The sequence below is a fragment of the Candidatus Hydrogenedentota bacterium genome (assembly GCA_012730045.1).
In the GTDB taxonomy this organism is placed as follows: Bacteria; Hydrogenedentota; Hydrogenedentia; order Hydrogenedentales; family CAITNO01; genus JAAYBR01.
In genome coordinates, this window is record JAAYBR010000069.1 from 24997 (window position 1) to 45760 (window position 20764).

The following is a 20764-nucleotide window of genomic DNA, read 5'->3' on the forward strand; positions in this document are numbered from 1 at the left end:
AGGGGCGTTGGCGGACGGGCGTGGCAGGAGCGCGGGACGCATGCGGGACATGTCGAGAAGAACGGCCCTTGGCGTGATGGCGGGGGGCGCGCTGGCGCTGGGCGGGCGCGCGCGGGCCGCAGCGGACGCCCCCGCGTTTCAGACGCGGGGGGTGGTGCTATACCCCTTTGACCTGTCCCTGGAGGACTGGCCCGACCGCGCCGCCGCGGCGGGCCTTACCACCATCGGTCTGCACGCGGGACGGCGGTTGGACGTGCTCGCGGAGTTCGTGCGTTCGGCCCGGGGGGAGCGCTTCCTGTCCCGTTGCGCCGCTCTCGGGCTGGGGGTGGAGTACGAGGTGCACGCTTTCGGCGACCTGCTGTCCCGCGAATGGTTCGCCTCACCGGACATGGACATGTTCCGCATGGACGCCTCGGGGGCGCGCACGCCGGACTTCAACTGCTGCCCCTCCTCGCCCCGGGCGCTGGAGATCATCGCGGAGAAGGCGGTGGCCTTTGGCCGGGTGCTGAACCCCACGACGGGGCGGTACTACTACTGGCCCGACGACGGGCGGGAGTGGTGCCACTGCCCGAAGTGCGCCGGCCTTTCGGCCACGGACCAGGCGGTGACGGTGGAGAACGCGATCGCGGCGGCCCTGCGGCGGGAGCTGGACCCCGCGGCCACCCTGAGCCACATTTCCTACAACATGACCCTGCCGCCGCCGAAAACGGTGCGGCCGCATGAGGGGCTCTTTCTTGAGTTCGCGCCCATCGCCCGCGCCTACGACCACCCCATAGACGACCCGGACGCCCCCCTGTCCGCGACCCCGCCGGAACCCTCCTCGCACGCCGGGTATTTGGAGATTTTGGACGCCAACCTGGCGGTGTTCCCCCGCGCCACGGCGCAGGTGCTGGAATACTGGCTGGACGTTTCCCGCTTCTCCGGCTGGAAGCGCCCCTCCGTGAAAATCCCCTGGAACCCGGAAGTGATGCGCGCCGACGCGGCGGCCTACGCGAAGCGGGGCATCCGCCACGTCACCACCTTCGCCACCTGGATAGACGCGGACTATGTGGGCCGTTTCGGCGACCCGCCCCTCGCGGAGTACGCCGCGGCCCTAGGAGGACAGCCTCATGCCGTGGAAAAGTAACCTCTTGTTTCTGGCGGCTGCGGCCGCCCTCCTCGTGCCGGCCGGGTGCGCCACCACCGCGCCCCCAGGCGCGGCGCCGCTTGCCGTGCCCCGAATGACGGAGCCCGTGACGGCCGACGGCAGTCTGGACGAGCCCTGCTACCGCGCCCACGCCCCCCTGAACGTCTTCGTGCGCGCGGGGGACGGCGGCCTTGCGGAAACCGGCACCCGGGCATGGCTCTTCTGGAGCGGCGACCGGCTGGTCTGCGCCTTTGCCTGCGCCGACGACACCCCGGCGGCCGCGCCCCCGACGGCGCGCGAACTGGACGTGGACGGCCAGGACCGCTGCGAGCTGTTCCTCTGGAACGGGGACCCCCGGGCGGTCTACCACTGCATCGAGGCGGCCCCGCTGGGCGCGGTGCACGACTACTCGGGCCAGTTCTACCGGAAGTTCGACGACGCCTGGACGCCCGGCGCGGAGGGGGTGGTGGCCGCCCGGTCCTGCCGGGGCGCGTATGCCGTGGAGATGGTGCTTTCGCGCCGCGCGGTCGAGGCCATGGGCCTGCGCCTCGCGCCGGGCGGGCGTTTCCGCGCGGGGCTTTTCCGCGCCGATTTTGACCGGCTGAACGGCGAGCCCCGCTGGATCACCTGGAAAAACCACCCCGGCAAGCCCGACTTCCACACCCCCGACTCCTTTGGGGAGGTCGTGCTGGCCGAATGACCCGCGGGCATTCCCGCCGGAGGTTCCCGTCATGCTCATCTGGGTCGCCCCGCTCCTGCTCACCGCCCATCTCTCCGCGGGCCAGAATCTGGCGGAAGCCATTCAGACCCTGGGGAAGGACGCCGTCTGGACGGAGCTTTCGTCTTGCGCGCTGGACTTCCCCTCCTTCCATCCGCAGGGGATGACCGCAGTGGGCGACCGCCTGTTTCTGTCCTCGGTCGAGGTGCTCGACCGGGAGGCGGGCAAGGGAACCGGCCACCTGTTCGAAATGGACCGGGACGGAAAAAAGCTCCGGGAAATCACCCTGGGCGAGGGGGCCCTGTACCACCCCGGCGGCATTGACCACGACGGCGCGCGCCTCTGGGTGTCCGTGGGGGAGTACCGCCCTGACAGCCACTCCATTGTCTACACGGTGGACCCGGAGACGCTGGAGGCGCGGGAGCAGTTCCGCTTTGCCGACCACCTGGGAGCGGTGGCCCACCTGCCGGAGGAGGGGGTGCTGGTGGGGGTGAGCTGGGGGGCGCGCCGCTGGTATTCGTGGAAGACCGAGACCCGGGACGGCGCCGTCACGGTGCCGGACCCGGACCATCCCGAATCGCGCCCCAACGGCAACCATTACATAGACTATCAGGACATGCAGCGTGTTCCCGGCACCCGGCTGCTGCTCTGCGCGGGACTCCAGCAGTACACGCTGCCGGGGAGCCGTCTGCCCGCGCTGCGGCTGGGGGGCATTGATCTTGTGGACACCGCAGGTCCCGTCGCCGTCCACCAGATCCCCGTGCCCGTGAGAAACGCCGGCGCCCCCGCGTGGACCCAGAACCCCTTTCTGGCGGAGGCGATGGAAGGCGGGGTCCGCTTCCTCTTCATCAGCGGCGACGACCGCTCCACCCTGCATGTTTTCGAGGCGAAGCCGCGCCCATAAACCCCATGCGCGAAAAACCGCTTGACATTCTTCACGTTTTTCACCAAAATAGGGGTGGGCGGACAGGACTTGTTCGCGCGGGACTTTTCTTGGGAATGCGGGCTTTCCCAGCCTTCCTTGATTTTGTGAGGGGAAGGTGAGGGTAAAGTGCGCCCCGGCCGGATTTCGGCCGGAAAAAAGGGCCCCTCGGGCCTAAGGAGATCATTCCTATGAGACGCAAAGGATTTACCCTGATTGAGCTGTTGGTAGTCATTGCCATCATCGGCATTCTGGCGGCGATTCTGCTGCCGGCGCTGGCGCGGGCGCGCGAGGCGGCCCGCCGCTCCTCCTGCCAGAACAACCTGAAGCAGATGGGCGTGGTGTTGAAGATGTATGCCAACGAGGCGAAGGGCAGCTTCCCGACCATTCAGGGCGGCTATTTCCCCTGGCGCAGCGCGACGGGCCGCGCGGCTTCCGTTGACCTTTCGCCGAACATCTTCGCAATCTACCCGGAGTACCTGGCAGACGCGAACGTGCTGGTGTGCCCGTCCGACCCCGAGGCGGGCGAGGCGGCGGACCTGTTCACGAACCCGAACAACGGCGAGTTGTGCGTGGGCAGCTACCTGTGGCCGGCCACGGGGACGGGCGCGGGCAAGCAGCGCTGCGCGAGCGCCACGGACATCAGTTACTCCTACATCGGCTGGACGCTGGACTGCTACACGGACCGGTGCGGCACGGAGCAGTTCACAGCGGTGCAGCCCATCCTTGCCCTGCTGAGCACCCCGCCCCCCATCCCCACCGACTCACCCGGCCCCGCCCAGCTGGTGGCCGCAGTGACCAAACTCTTCAGCACCGAGGTGCTCCAGGCGATGATGGCCGGGGCGAACAATGTGTCCCCCGCCCAGGCGGCCCAGCTGGCGGCGGTATTTGACAGCGACATTGAGGGCCTGCTCCCGGGCGTGGGCAACGGCATGGGAACCACCATCTACCGCCTGCGCGAGGGCATCGAGCGCTTCCTGATCACAGACATCAACAACCCCGGCGCATCCGCGCTGGCCCAGAGCGGCCTGCCGGTCATGTTCGACCAGGTGGCCCGCGTCGCCGAGGCGTACAACCACGTGCCCGGCGGCTCCAACATCCTGTTCATGGACGGCCATGTGGAGTTCCAGCGGTATGAGCGGCTCGGCGACGGGCTGCCCAACGAGCTCGTGGCGAACTCCCTGGCCATGATGTCCGGCATATTCACGGAGTAACCCCCGCCCCGTTTCAGTGGATGCCAGGGCGGCGGCACATCCCGTGCCGCCGCCCTTTCTGTCTCCCCGGCCGGGGGGACAGGCTTGTTTCTCCGCCGGCTTCTGCTACAATGGCCTCCATGAAAGCACAGGAGTTTTGGGACATCTATCTCGGGGCCATGACGCCCGCGGAGTTCATGGCCGCCTTTGACGACCCGGAACCGGAGCACTGCGTGGCCGTGTATGTGCGCCAGCGCCCGGCCTTCTTCGGCATCGTTCGCCGCACGAGTTGGCGGGAAACCTTCCGAGCGGAGCGCCAGTTCAATCGTGCCGAGGTCGCCGCAGGACTCACCGCCTGGCTCGAGGAGACCCGGGAGCAGTGGGAGGAGCCCGCCGCCGCCGCCCGCACGGAGCGCGCCGCGCGCCGCGCCGCGCTGGAGGCCCGGATGGCCGCAGAGGCCGCCGCACCGCAGGCCCCGCAGGACACACCCCCTCCCGTGACCGGAGATGCCGCTGAACCGGCGCAGCTTCCGCCTTCCGGGGAGGCGGTTGAGGCCGCCCCCCCCTCCCCCGCTCCCGCGCCCCCTCCGGGCTTGCCTGACCCCGCGCCGGGACAGGCCTGACCCGCCGCCATGCGGTGCGCCGACGTCCCGGAACACCTCCTTGCCCTCGCCCCCAACTGGGTGGGCGACGCCGTCATGTGCACCCCCGCGCTGCGCGCGCTCAAGAACGCCTTTCCCCAGGCCCGGCTCACCGTCGCGGGGCGCGCCGCCGTCTGCGCTCTGCTGGAGGGGCTCCCCTGGGTGGACGCCCTGCATCCCCTGCCCGCCCGGCCCGGGACGGCGGAGCTGTTCCGCCACGCCCGCGCGCTGGCCCCCGCCGCGTGCGACCTGGCCGTGGTCTTCCCCCATTCCTTCCGCGCCGCCCTGCTGGCGCGGCTGGCCGGGGCCCGCCACCGTATCGGACACGACCGCAACGGGCGGGGATTCCTGCTCACAGAGCGCGTGGCCCCGCACCGGGTGGACGGACGCATCACCCCGGTCTACATGGCCTTCGAGTATCTGGACGTGGCGGAGGCGGCCGGAGGGAAACGCGACGGCCTCGGCCCGGAGCTTGCGGCCCCGGAGGCCCTGCGCGCGGAGCTCGCGGAACGGTTCGCCGGAGAGGGCCCCCTGGTGGCGCTCGCGCCCGGCGCGGCCTTCGGCCCGAGCAAGCAGTGGCCCGCTGAGCGGTTCGCCGCCCTGGCGGACCATCTGCATGAGCGCCGCGGCGCGCGCTGCGTCCTCCTGACCGGGCCCGGCGAGGAGGACACGCGCCGGGCGGTGCTGGCCGCCGCGCGGCATCCCCTGCTCGAATGCCCCCGGCAGGGCCTCGACATGCTCAAGGCCGCCGTGTCGCTCGCGGACCTGCTGGCCGGCAACGACAGTGGGCCGCGCCATGTCGCCGTGGCCTTCGGGAAGCCCGTGGTGTGCGTCATGGGCCCCACCTCCCCCGCCTACACGGACGGCCCCTGGGAGCGGGGCCGCGTGCTGCGGATTGATGTGGACTGCGGCCCCTGCCAGCAGCCCGTCTGCGCCACGGACCACCGCTGCATGACGGGCATCTCCGTGGACGCGGTGGCGGAGGCCGCGCTGGCGGCCCTGGACCTTCAACCCCCGCGCGGCCCGGCCCCGCGCGATGAGGAGCCCGCATGAAAGGCATCTATGTCATCACCATGTGGTCCGGCGGCAAGCCCGCCAAGAAGTGGCAGAGCGAGGGCACCCCGGAGAGACTGCCCACGGGCACCGGCGTGAGTTTCGTGAGCCTGGACACCAAACTCCGCGTGGAGGTCATCGGGAGCATCTCCGTGGAGGAATACGAGTCCGGCCGCGCCGAACTGGAAATGGCGCTGCGAAACGGGGACGCCCCCGGCCCCGGCCCCGGCGCGGAATCGGAGCGGCTCTACTGACGCGGCAGCCGGTGACCGGGCAGGGTAGGGAAGTGGGGGCGGCCCGGATGGTACACTACGCGCACCAAAACTGAAACCGTATCATGATCCGGCGGTGCCGGACGGAAGGCGTGCGCATGGCCAGAAATGTTCGATCGGAGAAATCCCCGAGGCAGGGCAAACCGGCGGCCCCCCGCAGGCCGGGCCGGTCCGCCGCCCCCCGCCCGAAAACCGCGGACGCCAAGCCCTTCCGCGCTGACAAACCCGCCCGGTCCGGCGCACCGGACCGGCCTTCCCCCCGCCCGAAAGCCTCCGCCTCCAAGCCCTTCCGCGCGGGCAGGCCCTCCCGGCCCGGCGCACCGGACCGGCCCAGCCCGCGCGCCGAAGGCGGTGATGCCGTCCCGCGTCCCCCCCGTCCCGCGCACGCCCCGCGTCCGCTGCGTCCGGGACGCCCCCCGCGTCCGGCGGTGAAGGCCGCGCGCGCCGCGGCGGCGGACCGCGGCCCCGCGGCGAACATCGTCCATGTGAAATGGACGAAGACCCGGGGTCTCCAGCTTCCCGGCATCGCCGAGGCGAAGGAGTTTTTCCGCCACGAGACGCTGGAGCACGCCGTGGAAAAGCTGCTGGTCAGCCGCGACCCGCTCCTGCAGCCCGCCCTGCGGAAACTGCTGGGGGACGCGCCGCTGTTCTCGCTCACCTTCGACCTGGCCTGGGAGGAGGCGCACCGCTTCTGCTACCTTGTGACGGCGTCGAACCGGAACCGGGACAAGGGGACGGCGGTCCTGATGCTGGCGCGCAACCACCAGGAGTACGGGGTCGCCCTGCGCGCGGAGTGCGAGAACGCGCGGGCGCTGTACGAGGCGGACCCGAGGCACGTGGCCCCCTTTCTCGGGGCGGGCTTTGTCTATCTGCCCGACCGGTACAAGCGGGCGGAGATGGGGCGCGAACTGCCCGCATGGCTGGCCGCGTGGCCGGCCGACGCCGCGCCCATGGCTGTCGGCAACCCGGCCCAGCTCGCGGCGGGCGGCGCGGGCGGCGTCCGCCTCCTCACGCGGCGGGACACGGACAAGCTCCGCGCGGGAATCGTCACCCTGCTGTTCCGCGTGTGGCGGGCGCAGGCGGGGCGGTCGCTGAATTTCTCCGCCCTGCGGCCGCAGGATTTCCTGGTGGCGCGGGAGGGGAACTCGGGGCTGCGGCCCGTCCTGCTGGGCACGCGCGCCCGGCTGATGTCGCTGCCGGCCGAGAAGTTTGTTCGGCGGGTGCTTGCCGCCGCGTGGGACACGCCGTCGGGGTCCTTTTCCCTGGCGCCTTCAGACCCGGCCCTGTTCCTGGAGGCCGTCACGGACGCCTGCGGGGAGGAGGGGCGCGCGCTGGTCGCCGGCGCCCTTGCGCCGCCGGCCGGCGGGGGCGCGCCGCGCCAGGTGAAAAACACCGCGCTTCCGCGCGACTACGTTGACAATCTGCGCCAACTCATGCTGAAATGACCCTCAAATCCCCGCCCCCAGGGCGCGCTGTTGGAAGGAAACCCGGATGAGCGCCAGACTTCTCTTTGCAGCCGTTCTGCTGTGCGCGGGCCTCTGCGCCGCCGCGCCGATGCCCGTGTTCCATGTCGCCGTGCACGGCAACGACGCATGGTCCGGCACCCTGCCCGAACCGAACGCGGAGGGGACCGACGGCCCCTTCCTGACCCTGGGCCGGGCGCGGGAAGCCCTGCGCGCGGCGGGCACGTCGGAGGGCGGCATGGTTTACGTCCACGCGGGCGCGTATTACCTGACGGAGCCCCTCGTGCTGGAGAAGGAGGATTCGGGCTCCGAAACCTTCCCCGTGGTGTGGCAGGCCGTGCCGGGGGAGACGGTGCGCATTGTCGGCGGCCGGCCCGTCACAGAGTTCACCCCGCACGCGGGCGAAATCCTCAAGGCGGACATGACGCCCTTCGCCCTGCCCAAGGGCGCGCCGCGCCAGCTCTTCTTCAACGGCGAGCGCCAGATCCCCGCGCGCTGGCCGAACAAGGGGGAGGACGACATGCCCGGCGGCAAGTGGGCTTTCGTCCAGACCCGGGTGGACGCCGCCCCCGAGACCTCCTTCGTGACCGCTTCGGACCGGCCCGCGGGCTGGAAGAGCCTCGCGGGCGTCGAAGTCTCGATCTGGCCGAACTACAACTGGTGGCAGACCATCACCCCGCTGAAGGCCTTCGACGCGGCGACGCGCACGGTGGAGCTGGGCGAGAAGCTGCCCTACACCATCGAGCCGGGCCGCCGCTTCTTCTTCCAAAACGTGCTGGAAGAGCTGGACGCCCCCGGCGAGTTCTGCCTGAACGACGCGTCGAACACGCTGTACTTCCTGCCCCCGGCGTCCATGGAGGCCGCCGAGGTGATCGTGCCCGCCGTGGAGACCCTCGTGCGCATGAAGGGCGCCGCCCATGTCGCGTGGATGGGCTTCACGATGGAGGCCTGCACCGCCGAGGCGGTCCGCATCGAGGACTGCGTGTCCGTGCTCGCCGCGCGCTGCGTGATCCGCAACACGGGCGGCTACGGCGCCGTGGTCAGCGGCGGCAAACAGTGCAAGGTCGCGGGCTGCGACATTTACGCCACGGGCCGCGGCGGCGTCTCCCTCGACGGCGGCGACCGCAAGACCCTCACCCCGGCGTCGCACGAGGCGGTGAACAACCACATCCACCATTTCGGCGCGATCTTCCAGACCTACCAGACCGGCGTGACCGTCGCGGGCGTGGGCAGCCGCGTCGCCAACAACCTCATCCACGACGCGCCGCACATCGGCATCCTGCTCAACGGCAACGACCACATCATCGAGTACAACGACATCCACCACGTGTGCCTGGAGGGCAGCGACAACGGCGGGTTCTACATGGGCCGCGACTGGACCCAGCGCGGAAACGTGCTCCGGTTCAACAAGTTCCACGACATTTACGGTTTCGGCCTGGCCGGGCTCGCTGCGGGCACCGACGGCAAGTACCACTACGACGCCCCGCACCAGGCCTGGGGCGTGTACCTCGACGACTGCTCCAGCGGCGTGACGGTGCAGGCGAACATCTTCTACCGCGTGCCCCTGTGCGGCGTCATGATCGGCGGCGGGCGCGACAACCTCGTGGACAACAACGTCTTCGTGGACTGCGTGCCCGCGCTCCACATTGACGACCGGTGGGACGCCTACTGCTGGGACATCATGCAGGAGCGGCTGGAGGCCATGGACTACAAGAACCCGCCGTTCAGCACGCGCTACCCCGAGCTGCTGAAGATGGGCGACGACCCGCGCAAACCGGCGAACAACACCTTCACGAACAATGTGGTGGCCTACACCCGAGACGACTACCGCGGACTCAGCACGGCGAAGCCGGGCTCGTCCACGGCGGTCGCCTACACTCTCAGCCCCTACGACCCCGAAACCACGACCTTCGACAACAACCTCATCTTCCACACCGCAACCCCGCAGGTGGCCGCGCGGTCCTACAAGAAGGACGACGCGGCGGACGTTCCGTGGACGGAGTGGCAGGCGCGCGGGCATGACAAGAACAGCCGCCTCGCGGACCCGAAGTTCTTCCGGCCGGAGGAGGACAACTACATGATGCGCCACGATTCCCCGGCCTTCGAGATGGGGATCAAGGACATTCCGGACTACCGGATCGGCCTGTACAAGGACGAGTTCCGCGCGTCGTGGCCGCCGCCCGCCCAGGAGCGGCGCGACGGCGGCGACCACCGCGAGTGGGTTGTGGAGCCGTAACCAAAGAGGGAGAGCGGAAAATGGGCATCGTCATCGGACTCGACGTCGGCACCAGCGGGACCAAGGCCGTCGCCATGGATGAAACCGGGCGCCTGATGGCGTCCGCGCTCGTGGAATACCCCCTGCACAGCCCCAAGCCGGGCTGGGCGGAGCAGGACCCCGCGGACTGGCGCGCCGCCGCGCTGTCGGCGCTGTCGCAGCTCGCCGCGCAGGTGAACCCCGCCGACGTGAAGGGCATCGGCCTCACGGGCCAGATGCACGGGTCCGTGTTCCTCGACGCGGAGAACAACGTGCTGCGCAACGCCCTGCTGTGGTGCGACCAGCGCACGGCCGCCCAGTGCGACGCCATCACGGAGAAGGTCGGCGCGGCGCGGCTCATCGAGATGGTGTCGAACCCCGCGCTCACGGGCTTCACGGCCCCGAAGATTCTCTGGCTGCGGGACAACGAGCCGCACCTGTACGAGAAGGTGCGCCGGGTGCTCCTGCCCAAGGACTACATCCGCTGGGTTCTCACGGGCGAGTACGCCACCGACGTGGCCGACGCCTCGGGCACCCTGCTCTTCGACGTGAAAAACCGGTGCTGGCACCGCGAGCTGCTGTCCCTGCTGGACATTGACCCCGCGCTGCTGCCCGCCTCCTTCGAGGGGCCGGAGGTCACCGGCACCCTCACCGCCGGTGCGGCCGCGCAGACCGGCCTGCCCGCGGGCATCCCCGTCGTGGCGGGCGGCGGCGACCAGGCCGCCAACGGCGTCGGCTGCGGCATCGTGCGCCGGGGCGTGGTCTCCGCATCCCTCGGCACGAGCGGCGTCCTGTTCGCCTTCGCGGACACCGTCAGCACGGACCCGGAGGGCCGCGTGCACACCTTCTGCCACTCCGTGCCGGGCTGCTGGCACACCATGGGCGTTGTCCTCAGCGCGGCGGGGTCGCTCCAGTGGTTCCGCAACCAGCTCTGGACCGGGGAGTGGGTGCGCGCGAAGGCCGAGGGCCGCGAGGTCTACGAGGACATCACCGCGGCGGCGGGCACGGCCCCGGCGGGCAGCGAGGGGCTCCTCTTCCTGCCCTATCTCACGGGCGAGCGCACGCCCCACAAGGACCCCTTCGCCCGCGCGGCGTTCATCGGCCTGTCCCTGCGGCACACGCGGGCGCACATGGCCCGCGCCGTCCTCGAGGGCGTGGCCTACGCCATGAACGACAGCACGGAGATCATGCGCGGCATGGGCGTCGCGGTGGACGAGGTGCGCTGCTCCGGCGGCGGCGCGCGCAGCGCCCTGTGGCGCCAGATCATGGCGGACGTCAACAGCGCCCCCATGGTCACCATCAACGTGGACGAGGGCCCGGCCTACGGCGCGGCGATCCTCGCCTCCGTCGCCACGGGCATGCACGCCCGCGTGGACGCGGCCTGCGACGCCATCATCCGCGAGGTGGACCGCGTGTCCCCCGACCCGGCGGCGGCGGCCGGCTACGGCCGGTGGTTCCGCGAGTACCAGGCGGCCTACCGCGCCCTCGCCCCCGGCTTCCGGCGCGCCGCCGAAATCCTCGGGTGACCGCCATGCCCTTCGAGCATGACGTGGACCTGCGCCGCACGCTGCCGGAACTGGACCCCGCCTGCTTCGACGGCGCGGACGCCAGCGACGACGTCGCCGCCGTCGCGCGGCGCGTCGGGCATCGGCCCCTGCGCAAGTACAGCCCGGCGGACCTGCTGGCCGTCGTGCGGCTGGGCGTGGCCCCGGCGCACACCGTGCCGCCCGCCGTCGCGCTGCTCGACGCCGACCCCCTGCTGGAGGCGGCGGAGCATCCCGGCGACCTGCTCACCGCCGTGCTGGAGCTGGACTCCCGGTTCTGGCTGGAGCGCCACGAGCTGTGGACGGCCATGGCGGGGGTGCTGGAGCGCGCGCTGGGCGAGATCACCGCGCGCGCGGAGAAAATGCAGGAGGAAGATGCCGGGGAGTGCTGGCTCCCGGCGCTGCTCGGAGACGACTTCATGGGCGCGGTGCTGCATTTTCGCGGCATGTTCCGCGAATAACCCCGCACCCCGGAGAAAAACATGTCGGAATCCTTTGAAATGACGGTGGACGAGGCGCAGGCCGGCCTGCGCATGGACGTCTTCCTCGCGGGAATGGTGGAGGACGCCACGCGCTCCTTCCTGAAGAAGGTGGTCCAGGACGGGCGGGTCACGGTCAACAGCCACGTCTGCAAGAAGCCCTCGCGGATGATGGCCGCCGGCGAGACGGTGGTCGTGGACCTGCCCGACCCGCCCCCGGCGGAGCCCCAGCCCGAGGACATCCCCCTCGACATCCTGTTCCAGGACGACGATGTGGTCGTGGTGAACAAGCCCGCCGGGCTGGTGGTGCATCCCGCGCCCGGCCACGACCACGGCACGCTGGTGAACGCCCTGCTCTTCCACTGCCCCGGGTTCCAGCGCGCCGGGGCCGACCAGAACCGCCCCGGCATCGTCCACCGCCTCGACCGCGACACCTCCGGCGTCATGATCGCCGCGAAGACACGGCGGGCCTTCGCCTCCCTCGCGGAGCAGGCCGCCTCCCACACCTTCGACCGGCGCTATCTCGCCCTTGTGCGGGGCGAGTTCCCCGAGGACCGCGCGCGCATAGACGCGCCCCTCGGCCGCAGCCTGGCCGACCCGTCGAAGATGGCCGTCACGGGGCTTTACGCCCGCGAGGCGGTCACCCATGTCGAGGTGCTGGAGCGCTTCGGCGCGGCCTCCCTCGTGCGGCTGCGGCTTGAGACGGGCCGCACCCACCAGATCCGCGTCCACATGCGCTTCGCCGGCCGCCCCATCCTCGGCGACCCCGTCTATGGCGTGTCCGACTTCCGGGGCATGGACCTGCCGGAGGACACCACGGCCGCCCTCAACGGCCTGCGCGGCCAGGCCCTCCACGCGGGACTCCTCGGCTTCACCCACCCCGCCACCGGCGAGCGTCTCCAGTTCGAGGCCGGCCCGCCGGAGGACTTCACCCGCGCGCTGAACGCCCTGCGCGCCCTGGCAGGAACAAAATGACCCCCCGCGGCAAGATCCACTTCAGCGGCATCGGCGGCACCGCCATGGTCGGCGGGGCGCGCCTCGCCCTCGAGGCGGGCTGGGAGGTGCGCGGCAGCGACAACCCGCTCTACCCGCCCACCTCCGACATGGTCGCCGCCCTCGGCGTGCCCGTCTACACCGGCTACGACGCCGCCAACCTCGACTGGAACCCCGACCTCGTGCTGCCCGGCAACGCCCTGAGCCGGGGCAACCCCGAGGTGGAGGCCGTCCTCTCGCGGCGCATGCGCTTCCTCAGCCTGCCCGAATGGCTCAAGGAGGAGGTGCTGCGGCCCCGGCGGCCCGTGGTCATCGCGGGCACCCACGGCAAGACCACCACCACGGCGCTCGCGGCCCACGTCCTCGAACGCTGCGGCCTCGCCCCCGGCTACCTCATCGGCGGCCAGCCCCTCGGCTTCGAGCATCCCGCGCGACTCGGCGCCCCCGGCGCGCCCTTTGTCATCGAGGGCGACGAGTACGACACCGCCTTCTTCGACAAGCGCGCCAAGTTCCTGCACTACCTCCCCGAGATCGCCGTCGTCACCTCCCTCGAGTTTGACCATGGCGACATCTACGCCGACCTCGCCGAGATCGAGACGGCCTTCCAGCGCATGCTGCGCCAGATTCCGAAGGAGGGCTGGCTCATCGCCTGCGCGGACAACCGTGCCGCGTCCCTCGTCCCCCACGCCTACTGCCAAACCGCCACCTACGGCTTCAGCGAGGGCGCGGACTGGCGGGGCGTCCCCGTCGAGCGCGGCGGGCGCCGCCTCCTCGCCGTGCTGCGGAACGGCGAGCCCTTCCTCGAAACCGAGCCCGCCCTCGCCGGGCGCCACAACGGGCAGAACGCCCTCGCCGCCGTCGCCGCCGCCGCCCTCCTCGGCGCGGACCCGGCGCGCATCGCCGCCGCGATCGCCGACTTCCCCGGCGTCAAGCGCCGCATGGAGGTCTTCCTGCGGCACCACGGCGCGGTCTTCGTCAACGACTTCGCCCACCACCCCACGGCCATCCGCGAGACCATCGCCGCCACCCGCGAGAAATGGCCCGGCGCCCGCATCCTCGCCCTCTTCGAGCCCCGCTCCAACACCACCGTCACCAACCGCTTCCAGGGCGAGCTCACCGACGCCTTCGCCGGCGCCGACCGCCTCTGGCTCGGCCCCGTCCACCGCGCCGAAAGTCTCCCCGAAAACGAGCGCCTCGACCGCGCCCAAATGACCGCCGACCTCGCCGCCCGAGGCGTCCCCGCCGACGCCTGCGACGACGTCCCCGCCCTCGCCCGCGCCGTCTGGGAAGAATCCCGCGACGGCGACGTCGTCCTCATCATGAGCAACGGCGCCTTCGGCGGCATCTACCGGATGTTCGGGGAAATGGCGGGGTAGGGATTGAAATTGCCCGTTTAGGGTGACACTTCGATCGTCAATGCCGACTCTTTCCTGTTTGTCACTCTCCATGCAGTGCATCCCGTGGAGCATCCCTCCGCCCCGTTCGCATCGCAGCCGCCCCCGCTGTCACCCCGATCCCCCTCCGTCACCCCCGCGAAAGCGGGGGCCCATGCCCAGGCGCGCGGGACAACCCGCTGACCCAAGATGGATTCCCGCATGCGCGGGAATGACGGCAAGGGTGCGTGTCTTCGCTAACGCTGCGCCCCATCCCTCTCCCCTGCGCCCCTCACATCGCCCAAGCTCCCCCGCTGTCATCCCGATCCCCCTCCGTCACCCCCGCGAAAGCGGGGGCCCATGCCCTGGCGCGCGGGGCAACCCGCTGACCCAAGATGGATTCCCGCGTGCGCGGGAATGACGGGGGTGCTGGATGTCTTTGTTTGACACCGTGTTCTTCCCAAAACGCGGGCTCCCCCAAGCCCCCCGGCCGACGCGGCCATAGCACTGCCCACCCTTCTTTCCTTGGGCTGGAGCCCCATTATTGCACGCATCCATCCCCATGAATATGATAAGCACTGCCATGCGCGGGTATCGCCCCTTCTGGGGGCTGCTCTCCCGTTTTCAAAAAATGTGGGGACTGTGGAAATGCGACAACCTGCCGTCTACATACTGGCCAGCCGAAGGAACGGAACGCTTTACACGGGGGTTACAAGCAACCTCCCGCGCCGGGTGTGGGAACACAGGAATGACCTCGTCGAGGGGTTTACCCGCCGGTATGGAGTGCACATGCTCGTCTATTACGAATGGCATGACGACATGTATGCCGCGATCCGGCGGGAGAAACAAATCAAGAAATGGCGCCGTGTATGGAAAATCCAACTTATTGAGTCGCTCAACCCAGACTGGAAGGACTTGTCGGAGGGGCCGTTGTAGCTTCCGACTTGGGAAGGACGGCGACGATATCTCGAGGCACTTCCGCGCTTCCACTGCTTGGTCAACTGCTTCTTCTTGTCACCCCTTCGCCACGACCACCAGCGCGCCGGTGTCTAGTCGGGGGAGGGTGAAGGACACGCGCATTCCGCCTTCGGGGGTGGGCTCTGCGGTGTGGGGGAGGGTGCCGTTGAACGCGCCGGGGTCGGGGGAGGATGCCGTGACGGCACCAACGGCGTTGAAGGGAACGGTGACGGTCACGCGGAGGTTTTCGGCGGGGGTGACGCGGTCCTCGAAGGAGGAGAGACGCTCGATGTGGAGGTTGTAGAGGAAGACGAGGGTTTCGGCGGGCGTGTCGCGGAGGACGATGCGGACGGTGTCGGGGGCCTCCAGGACAACGGCGGGCGGGTTCAGGGCGGCGCGGACGCGGTCGGCCCAGTCGCTTTTGTCGCCGAGGATGAGGGTGCCGCCGCGGTGGGCTAACATGCGAAGGGTGTCTTTCATGCGCGACGGGACGGCTTCCGCGTCTTCCACCACGAGGACGCGCGCGCCGGCCAGGACCGAGCCGATTCCCCTCTCCTCCGCAACCTCAAACTGGAGGTTGCGTTTGCGCAGTTCCCGCGCGAGAAAGGTGGCGCGGCACTCCTTCGTGTTCACCCAGTTCTGGAAGGGGAGAAAAAGCACAACGTCGCGGCGCGGCTGCGAGACGGCGAGCCGGTCGGCGTGGCCGCGCAGCCAGTCGGCGCAGGGGCGCACGGCGGCGGCCATGCGGGCGCGCTGGTCTTCGGGCCAGGCGGCCCAGAGGAGGTAGCCCGTGTTGTGGGCGGCGGCCTCGGTCATGGCGAGGCGGACGAGGGACGGCGGCGTGTGGTAGTCCGTCTCGGCGATGGTGGAGGCGACGACGGGCCTGCCGCGGGCGACGGCTTGGAGCTGGGCGTAGGTCGGGCCGCCCTCCAGGGTGGTGCCGTCGGCCAGCCGCCGGGGCTGGGTGCCCATGTCCTCGATGACGACGAAGTCCTCCGCCGGGCTCATCTCGAAAATATTGTACGCGAAGAGGTGGCACTGGGCGAAGAGGGCGTCGGGCTGGTTGAGGCTGTTGTTCGCCGTGACGAGGGCGTCGGGGTGGATTAGCTGGGCCGCCATGCGCATCTCGAGGAGGAAGTCGCGGGCCGTGGTGCAGCGAAAGCGGAGAAAGTCCTCCTTTTGCGCGAGGGCGGCGCGGCGAAGTCCGGCAAGGCTGCCGTCCTCCCCGGGCTGCCGCTTCCCTTCCAGATACGCCGCGAACTTCTCCATGCAGTGCGGGCAGTAGCAGCCCTTGTTGTGGACCGTCGGATTGTCGAAGAAGATGCCGTCGTGGCCCGTCTCGATCTGGCTGCGGACCATGAAGCGCTGGTAGGCGCGCCAGCCGGGGTGGTTCATGCAGGCGGGGCGGTAGTCACCGCCGTACCACGAGGGCAGCGGTTTCCCCTCCGCGTCCTGCTGGAGCCAGTCGGCGGGGGCCGAGCCGAACTCCGCGCGCATGTCGTCGGTCCAGTTTGCGTCGAAGGTGTCGAGGCCGACGATGGACGTGGCGCAGAGGTAGCCGAGAATCCCCTGGATGCCCGCGACATGGGCCTTCTTGTTGTAATTGCGGCACTGCGCCCGGTGGGCCTCCCACGTCTCCGCCGCCGGAATGCCCGTGTAGCCGTCCATGCCGAGGCCCGTGGCGTAGATAATCGTCGCGCCGCAGGCCGCCGCGGTCTCCGCCTGCTCCGCGAAACCGTTCAGATGGTCAAAGGCATGGAACGCCGCGCCCGTTCGCAGGTCGGGGGGGGCGGCAAACGCGGCGGCAGCGGCCAGCGCGAAGGCGCCAAGAAGAGCTCGGTTCATAGCACGGTCTCCTGCGTGGGGGGGCGGGGGCATTATACAGGGGGATGGACGATATGGACTTTATGGACGACACGGACGGGCAAACAGCCAGCCCACCGGCAAAACGCTTGTCCGGGCCTTCTTGTCCATGTCGTCCATACAGTCCATTCCGTCCATTCTGTTGTCCTGCCCTCCCCCCGGGCGATTCTGTACAATGCGGGGAGCACGGGCCGGACGGCTGAACCTGCATGAGGAGATTTCAGGAATGACCCGCTTGACGACGTTGTCCCTGGCTGTGTGCGTGTTCCTGGTTTGTTCCGCCGCCGGGGCGGAGGCCGGGTTCGGCGTCACGGCGGAAGCCTTTTCGTCCGCCGCGTGGGAGGTGCCGGGGGTGGACGCCGCGCAGATCGCGCTGTCCCGCGAATGGCAGGGGAACGCCTGCACCCTCCGCCTGAAGAATGTCTCCAATGCCCCGGTCTCGCCGCGCGAGGCGGTGCTGTTCCGCCTGCCGCACGCGCTGCCGCCGGAGACGGGCCTCTACGGCGAGGGCTTCTCCATGCTCTCCCAGACCGGCGGCACGCTGGGGAAGCCGGAGAACATCGGCGGCTACACGGACCGCGACCATTACCGCATCCCCCAGGCGGCCGACGCGACCACGGTGTACAACCTGCTGCTGCTGTCTCCGCCGGAGGGCGGGCATCTGCTGATGGGCTTCACCTCGTGCCGGCGCTTCGCGGGGTGTTTCCGGCTGCGTCCTGACTCGCTCGAGGTGGTGCTGGATTTGGAGGGGCTGCCGCTGGCCCCCGGCGCGGCGCTGGACCTGGAGGGCTTCTGGTTCGCCGCGGGCCCCGACCGCGAGGCGCTGCTGGCGGCCTTCGCGGAAAAGCTGTCGGAGAGCCACCCGCGCCTTCCCTTCCCCGCGCCGCCCACGGGCTGGTGCTCGTGGTACTGCTTCGGCCCGGGCGTGACCTCGCGGCAGGTCATGCGCAACCTGGAGTTCATCAAGACGGAGCTGCCCCAGCTCCGCTACGTCCAGATTGACGACGGCTACCAGGCCGCCATGGGCGACTGGCTGGAGACGGGCAAGGCGTTCAAGGGCGGGATCAAGGACCTGCTGGCGGAAATCCGGAAGGCGGGCTTTGAGCCGGCCATCTGGGTCGCCCCGTTCATCGCCGAGGAGAACTCCCGCGTCTTCCGCGAGCATCCCGAATGGTTCATGAAGGACGAGACGGGACAGCCCCTGCGCTCGGACAAGGTCACCTTCGGCGGCTGGCGCAACGGCCCGTGGTACGCCCTGGACGGCACGCACCCCGGCGCGCGGGAGCATCTGGAGTCCGTTTTCCGCATCCTGCGCGAGGAGTGGGGCTGCACCTACTTCAAGCTCGACGCGAACTTCTGGGGGGCCATGCACGGCGGGAAACTGCACGACCCCGCCGCCACCCGAGTGGAGGCCTACCGGCGCGGCATGGAGGCCGTGCTGCGCGGCGCGGGCGACGCCTTCATCCTCGGGTGCAACCACCCGCTGTGGCCGTCCCTCGGCGTGGTCCACGGCGCGCGGTCGTCCGGCGACATCACGCGGTCGTGGGACGTCTACCGGGGCATCGCGCGGGAGAACTTCCACCGGAACTGGCAGAACGGGCGGCTCTGGTGGAACGACCCGGACTGCGTGCTCCTGTCGGGAAAGCTGCCCGAGAACGAGTACTTCTTCCATGCGTCCGTCGCCCTGGCCTCCGGCGGGATGCTGCTCTCGGGCGACAACCTGCCCGCCCTCTCGGCGGAACGGCTCGCCATGCTCAAGAAACTGCTGCCGCCGTCGGGCGTCGCCGCCCGCTTCGATGGAAGCGCCTTCGACACGGGCCGGATCGCGCTGCCCGACAAGACGCTGGTCTGCGTGTTTAACTGGTCCGATGAGGCAAAGACCGCGCAGGTCACCCTGGAGGCGCCGGGGCCGGTCACCGACTTCTGGACCGGAAAGGAAGTGGAGGTAAAGGACGCCGCCGTGACGCTGCCCGACATGCCCCCCCACTCCGCGCGCGTCCTCGTGTGCCCGCCCGGCAACGACGGGCGCAACTGACGCCTATTCCGGCTTGGGCGCGTCAGGCATGGCAACATCCTGGAAGACTTCGTGCATGCGGCGGTTGCGCTCAACGAAACGTTCGAGAATCCGCAGGTCGCTTTCCGACAAGTCTTCCCGCAGCCTTTCCAGGGCGCGGCCGTAGGTCCCGGCGTAGTCCCCCATAAACGCATCGGCATCCCCGCCCCCCTGGAGGGCGGCGGCCGGATTGCCCGGCTGGAATGCAAGCTGCTCCTCGACCAACACGGCCTTGAACAGCTCGCGCCCCTCGGGGGACAGGCCGCGGGCCTGGGTGAGCAGTTGCATGTCCACGGCCTCCTCGGCCATGCGTTCCGGAAGGTCCGCCATGTACGTGTCATAGGCGGCCATCGCCTCCGGAGTCAGCATTCCCGCAAGCTGGTTCCGCAGGGTGTCGTCCGTCGGCAGCTCCGTCACGCCGGAGAAGTCACCGCCGAGAAAGTGCTGCCCGGACCGCATTAGGGTCTTCTGGTGCTCAAGGAACACCGCGCGCACCTGCGCTTCCACCTCCGGGGGAAATGCCATCTCATCCATCCAGGGCTCATACATCTGCGCCATGGTCATCTCGGCGACTTCCGCAATCATCGCCTCGCCGCCTTCCCCCTCGAACATCTTCATGAAGGACAGGGGCGAGAAGCCCTCCTCTTTCTTTTCCCCTTCGTCCTTCTCCTGCCCCAGCATGGAGAAGAGCTTGGCGATGCTCGGCTTGTCATCCGGGTCGGGTGCGTCTGCCGGGCCCGTGGCGGCTTCCGCGGGGGCCGGAGCCGGGGCTGCGGCTCCCGTCGGCGGGACGGCCTGTTTCTGGATCTGGTCCACGGCGGCGCGGAGGGATTCGAGGGACTGGGCGGTCTCCTGGGCGGTGGCCTGGAGACGGCCCATTTCGGCGCGCAGGTTGGCCAATTCCCCGGTCCGCTCCTGAAGCCGGATCAGCAGGAACCCGGACAGCAGGGCCAGCAGCAGCGCCGCGGCCCATCCGGTGAAGCCTCCATTTCGCATTGGCCGTACCCTCCCTGGCGGCGGCGCGCCGCGCTATTTCCGGTCCGGGTCCGTTTCCGGGGCCTCCCGCAGCGAGCGGATGGTGTCGAGGGCGTCCCAGTACTCCTTCAGGGCCCGCGCGCCGTCCGCCGTGATGCGGAAGTCCGTGTGGGGCACGCGCCCGTTGAAGGACTTGAGCACCTCCACGTACCCGGCCTTCTCCAGCTTGTCCATGTGGCTGGACAGGTTGCCCTTGGTCAGCCCCACGGTGTTGAGCAGGAAAGTGAAGTCCGCCACATCCAGCCCGGAAAGCAGGGTCAGGATGCGCAGGCGCGCCGGTTCGTGGATGAGCCGGTCCAGTTCACTCATTCGCGCCGCCCCCTTCCGTGTCCGGGTCGTCCTGCCCCTCGGGCACGTCCGACGCAATGGAGCGCGTGAGCTTTTTCAGGTTCCACAGGGCGTAGCGGCTGTAGGCGTGGCCGAGGAGAATGGCGATGAGGCCGTAGCCGAAGACGGGCACAATCATGTCCAGCAGCGGAAAATGGCCGGGAAACCGGATGGGCGCGCCGCACAGCAGCAGCGCGGCGTGGGCCGCGTAGAGGCCCGGCCAGACCCAGGCCCAGACACCCAGCCCCTGGTACAGGATCAGCGCGCAGAGGTAGGGGGCCATGTACAGGGCCGAGAAGGGCTGCATGTTGCGCAGGGAGACATACCCGAAACTGACGAGCACGGCGATGACGAGGTGGTAGACCACGAGCCCGCCGCCCGCCGCCGTGAGCCAGCGCGGCAGGCCGCGCCCCGCCCCGGGGTCAAAGGAGGCGTAGCCCTCGCCGCCGTAAAGCCACTGGGTCACGTTCCAGATGAACTCGCCCCCCCACCGGGACA

19 protein-coding genes are annotated in these 20764 nt (G+C 69.9%); 15 read left to right on the top strand and 4 right to left on the bottom strand.

Features of this window, described 5'->3' with window-relative positions; translation table 11 throughout:
• The first annotated feature begins 49 nt into the window (after window positions 1-49).
• The 14 genes from GXY15_07060 (at window position 50) to GXY15_07125 (ending at window position 14967) form a co-directional block, all read left to right on the top strand.
• Window positions 50-1126, top strand: coding sequence for a DUF4838 domain-containing protein (locus GXY15_07060; GenBank protein NLV40971.1), 1077 nt, complete (start codon window positions 50-52; stop codon window positions 1124-1126).
• The gene (locus GXY15_07065) at window positions 1110-1826 is read left to right on the top strand and encodes a hypothetical protein (protein NLV40972.1); all 717 of its coding nucleotides are present in this window, start codon (window positions 1110-1112) and stop codon (window positions 1824-1826) included. Before GXY15_07060 ends, GXY15_07065 begins: the two co-directional genes overlap by 17 nt.
• Before the next feature lie 31 nt (window positions 1827-1857).
• The gene (locus GXY15_07070) at window positions 1858-2748 is read left to right on the top strand and encodes an SMP-30/gluconolactonase/LRE family protein (protein ID NLV40973.1); all 891 of its coding nucleotides are present in this window, start codon (window positions 1858-1860) and stop codon (window positions 2746-2748) included.
• A gap of 203 nt (window positions 2749-2951) precedes the next feature.
• The gene (locus tag GXY15_07075; protein ID NLV40974.1) at window positions 2952-3980 is read left to right on the top strand and encodes a DUF1559 domain-containing protein; all 1029 of its coding nucleotides are present in this window, start codon (window positions 2952-2954) and stop codon (window positions 3978-3980) included.
• A gap of 119 nt (window positions 3981-4099) precedes the next feature.
• The gene (locus GXY15_07080) at window positions 4100-4582 is read left to right on the top strand and encodes a hypothetical protein (protein NLV40975.1); all 483 of its coding nucleotides are present in this window, start codon (window positions 4100-4102) and stop codon (window positions 4580-4582) included.
• 9 nt (window positions 4583-4591) lie between these two features.
• On the top strand, window positions 4592-5653 hold the full coding sequence (gene waaF, locus GXY15_07085) for a lipopolysaccharide heptosyltransferase II (protein ID NLV40976.1): 1062 nt from the start codon (window positions 4592-4594) through the stop codon (window positions 5651-5653).
• Window positions 5650-5907: a hypothetical protein gene (locus GXY15_07090; protein ID NLV40977.1), complete on the top strand. Its 258-nt coding sequence runs from the start codon at window positions 5650-5652 to the stop codon at window positions 5905-5907. The genes waaF and GXY15_07090 overlap by 4 nt, the downstream gene beginning before the upstream one ends.
• 446 nt (window positions 5908-6353) lie before the next feature.
• Window positions 6354-7370 carry a hypothetical protein gene (locus tag GXY15_07095; protein ID NLV40978.1) on the top strand — a complete coding sequence of 339 codons (1017 nt, stop codon included), beginning with the start codon at window positions 6354-6356 and terminating at the stop codon, window positions 7368-7370.
• Window positions 7371-7416: 46 nt separating this feature from the next.
• Window positions 7417-9624 carry a right-handed parallel beta-helix repeat-containing protein gene (locus GXY15_07100; GenBank protein ID NLV40979.1) on the top strand — a complete coding sequence of 736 codons (2208 nt, stop codon included), beginning with the start codon at window positions 7417-7419 and terminating at the stop codon, window positions 9622-9624.
• A 20-nt stretch (window positions 9625-9644) separates the two neighbouring features.
• Complete coding sequence (gene xylB / locus GXY15_07105) at window positions 9645-11168, top strand: xylulokinase (protein ID NLV40980.1); 1524 nt, start codon at window positions 9645-9647, stop codon at window positions 11166-11168.
• Window positions 11169-11173: 5 nt separating this feature from the next.
• The gene (locus tag GXY15_07110; protein NLV40981.1) at window positions 11174-11647 is read left to right on the top strand and encodes a hypothetical protein; all 474 of its coding nucleotides are present in this window, start codon (window positions 11174-11176) and stop codon (window positions 11645-11647) included.
• Between the two features lie 21 nt (window positions 11648-11668).
• Window positions 11669-12640 (top strand): RluA family pseudouridine synthase, encoded by a 972-nt coding sequence (locus GXY15_07115; GenBank protein ID NLV40982.1) that lies wholly within the window; start codon window positions 11669-11671, stop codon window positions 12638-12640.
• Entirely contained in the window at window positions 12637-14034 is a 1398-nt protein-coding gene (locus tag GXY15_07120) for a UDP-N-acetylmuramate:L-alanyl-gamma-D-glutamyl-meso-diaminopimelate ligase (GenBank protein NLV40983.1), read from the top strand. The genes GXY15_07115 and GXY15_07120 overlap by 4 nt, the downstream gene beginning before the upstream one ends.
• 645 nt (window positions 14035-14679) lie before the next feature.
• Window positions 14680-14967 carry a GIY-YIG nuclease family protein gene (locus GXY15_07125; protein ID NLV40984.1) on the top strand — a complete coding sequence of 96 codons (288 nt, stop codon included), beginning with the start codon at window positions 14680-14682 and terminating at the stop codon, window positions 14965-14967.
• Between the two features lie 78 nt (window positions 14968-15045).
• Here the strand turns inward: GXY15_07125 and GXY15_07130 are convergent, their stop codons facing one another.
• Window positions 15046-16833, bottom strand: a complete 1788-nt coding sequence (locus tag GXY15_07130; GenBank protein ID NLV40985.1) for a hypothetical protein — start codon at window positions 16831-16833, stop codon at window positions 15046-15048.
• Window positions 16834-17077: 244 nt separating this feature from the next.
• Between GXY15_07130 and GXY15_07135 the strand changes: the two genes are divergently transcribed.
• Window positions 17078-18886: an alpha-galactosidase gene (locus GXY15_07135; protein NLV40986.1), complete on the top strand. Its 1809-nt coding sequence runs from the start codon at window positions 17078-17080 to the stop codon at window positions 18884-18886.
• 3 nt (window positions 18887-18889) lie between these two features.
• On the opposite strand, the gene GXY15_07140 is transcribed toward GXY15_07135, so the two are convergent.
• The 3 genes from GXY15_07140 to GXY15_07150 form a co-directional block, all read right to left on the bottom strand.
• Window positions 18890-19900, bottom strand: coding sequence for a hypothetical protein (locus tag GXY15_07140; GenBank protein ID NLV40987.1), 1011 nt, complete (start codon window positions 19898-19900; stop codon window positions 18890-18892).
• A gap of 33 nt (window positions 19901-19933) precedes the next feature.
• Complete coding sequence (locus GXY15_07145; GenBank protein ID NLV40988.1) at window positions 19934-20248, bottom strand: helix-turn-helix domain-containing protein; 315 nt, start codon at window positions 20246-20248, stop codon at window positions 19934-19936.
• Window positions 20241-20764: hypothetical protein (locus GXY15_07150; GenBank protein ID NLV40989.1), on the bottom strand; the 524-nt coding region annotated here is incomplete at its 5' end. The genes GXY15_07150 and GXY15_07145, both read right to left, overlap by 8 nt.

Coding starts and splice junctions, on each gene's coding strand:
- GXY15_07080 (NLV40975.1), top strand. CDS start 4,100: ATGAAAGCACAGGAGTTTTGGGACATCTATCTCGGGGCCATGACGCCC.
- GXY15_07130 (NLV40985.1), bottom strand. CDS start 16,833: ATGAACCGAGCTCTTCTTGGCGCCTTCGCGCTGGCCGCTGCCGCCGCG.
- xylB (NLV40980.1), top strand. CDS start 9,645: ATGGGCATCGTCATCGGACTCGACGTCGGCACCAGCGGGACCAAGGCC.
- GXY15_07060 (NLV40971.1), top strand. CDS start 50: ATGTCGAGAAGAACGGCCCTTGGCGTGATGGCGGGGGGCGCGCTGGCG.
- GXY15_07120 (NLV40983.1), top strand. CDS start 12,637: ATGACCCCCCGCGGCAAGATCCACTTCAGCGGCATCGGCGGCACCGCC.
- GXY15_07140 (NLV40987.1), bottom strand. CDS start 19,900: ATGCGAAATGGAGGCTTCACCGGATGGGCCGCGGCGCTGCTGCTGGCC.
- GXY15_07135 (NLV40986.1), top strand. CDS start 17,078: ATGACCCGCTTGACGACGTTGTCCCTGGCTGTGTGCGTGTTCCTGGTT.
- waaF (NLV40976.1), top strand. CDS start 4,592: ATGCGGTGCGCCGACGTCCCGGAACACCTCCTTGCCCTCGCCCCCAAC.
- GXY15_07115 (NLV40982.1), top strand. CDS start 11,669: ATGTCGGAATCCTTTGAAATGACGGTGGACGAGGCGCAGGCCGGCCTG.
- GXY15_07090 (NLV40977.1), top strand. CDS start 5,650: ATGAAAGGCATCTATGTCATCACCATGTGGTCCGGCGGCAAGCCCGCC.
- GXY15_07065 (NLV40972.1), top strand. CDS start 1,110: ATGCCGTGGAAAAGTAACCTCTTGTTTCTGGCGGCTGCGGCCGCCCTC.
- GXY15_07125 (NLV40984.1), top strand. CDS start 14,680: ATGCGACAACCTGCCGTCTACATACTGGCCAGCCGAAGGAACGGAACG.
- GXY15_07145 (NLV40988.1), bottom strand. CDS start 20,248: ATGAGTGAACTGGACCGGCTCATCCACGAACCGGCGCGCCTGCGCATC.
- GXY15_07070 (NLV40973.1), top strand. CDS start 1,858: ATGCTCATCTGGGTCGCCCCGCTCCTGCTCACCGCCCATCTCTCCGCG.
- GXY15_07110 (NLV40981.1), top strand. CDS start 11,174: ATGCCCTTCGAGCATGACGTGGACCTGCGCCGCACGCTGCCGGAACTG.
- GXY15_07100 (NLV40979.1), top strand. CDS start 7,417: ATGAGCGCCAGACTTCTCTTTGCAGCCGTTCTGCTGTGCGCGGGCCTC.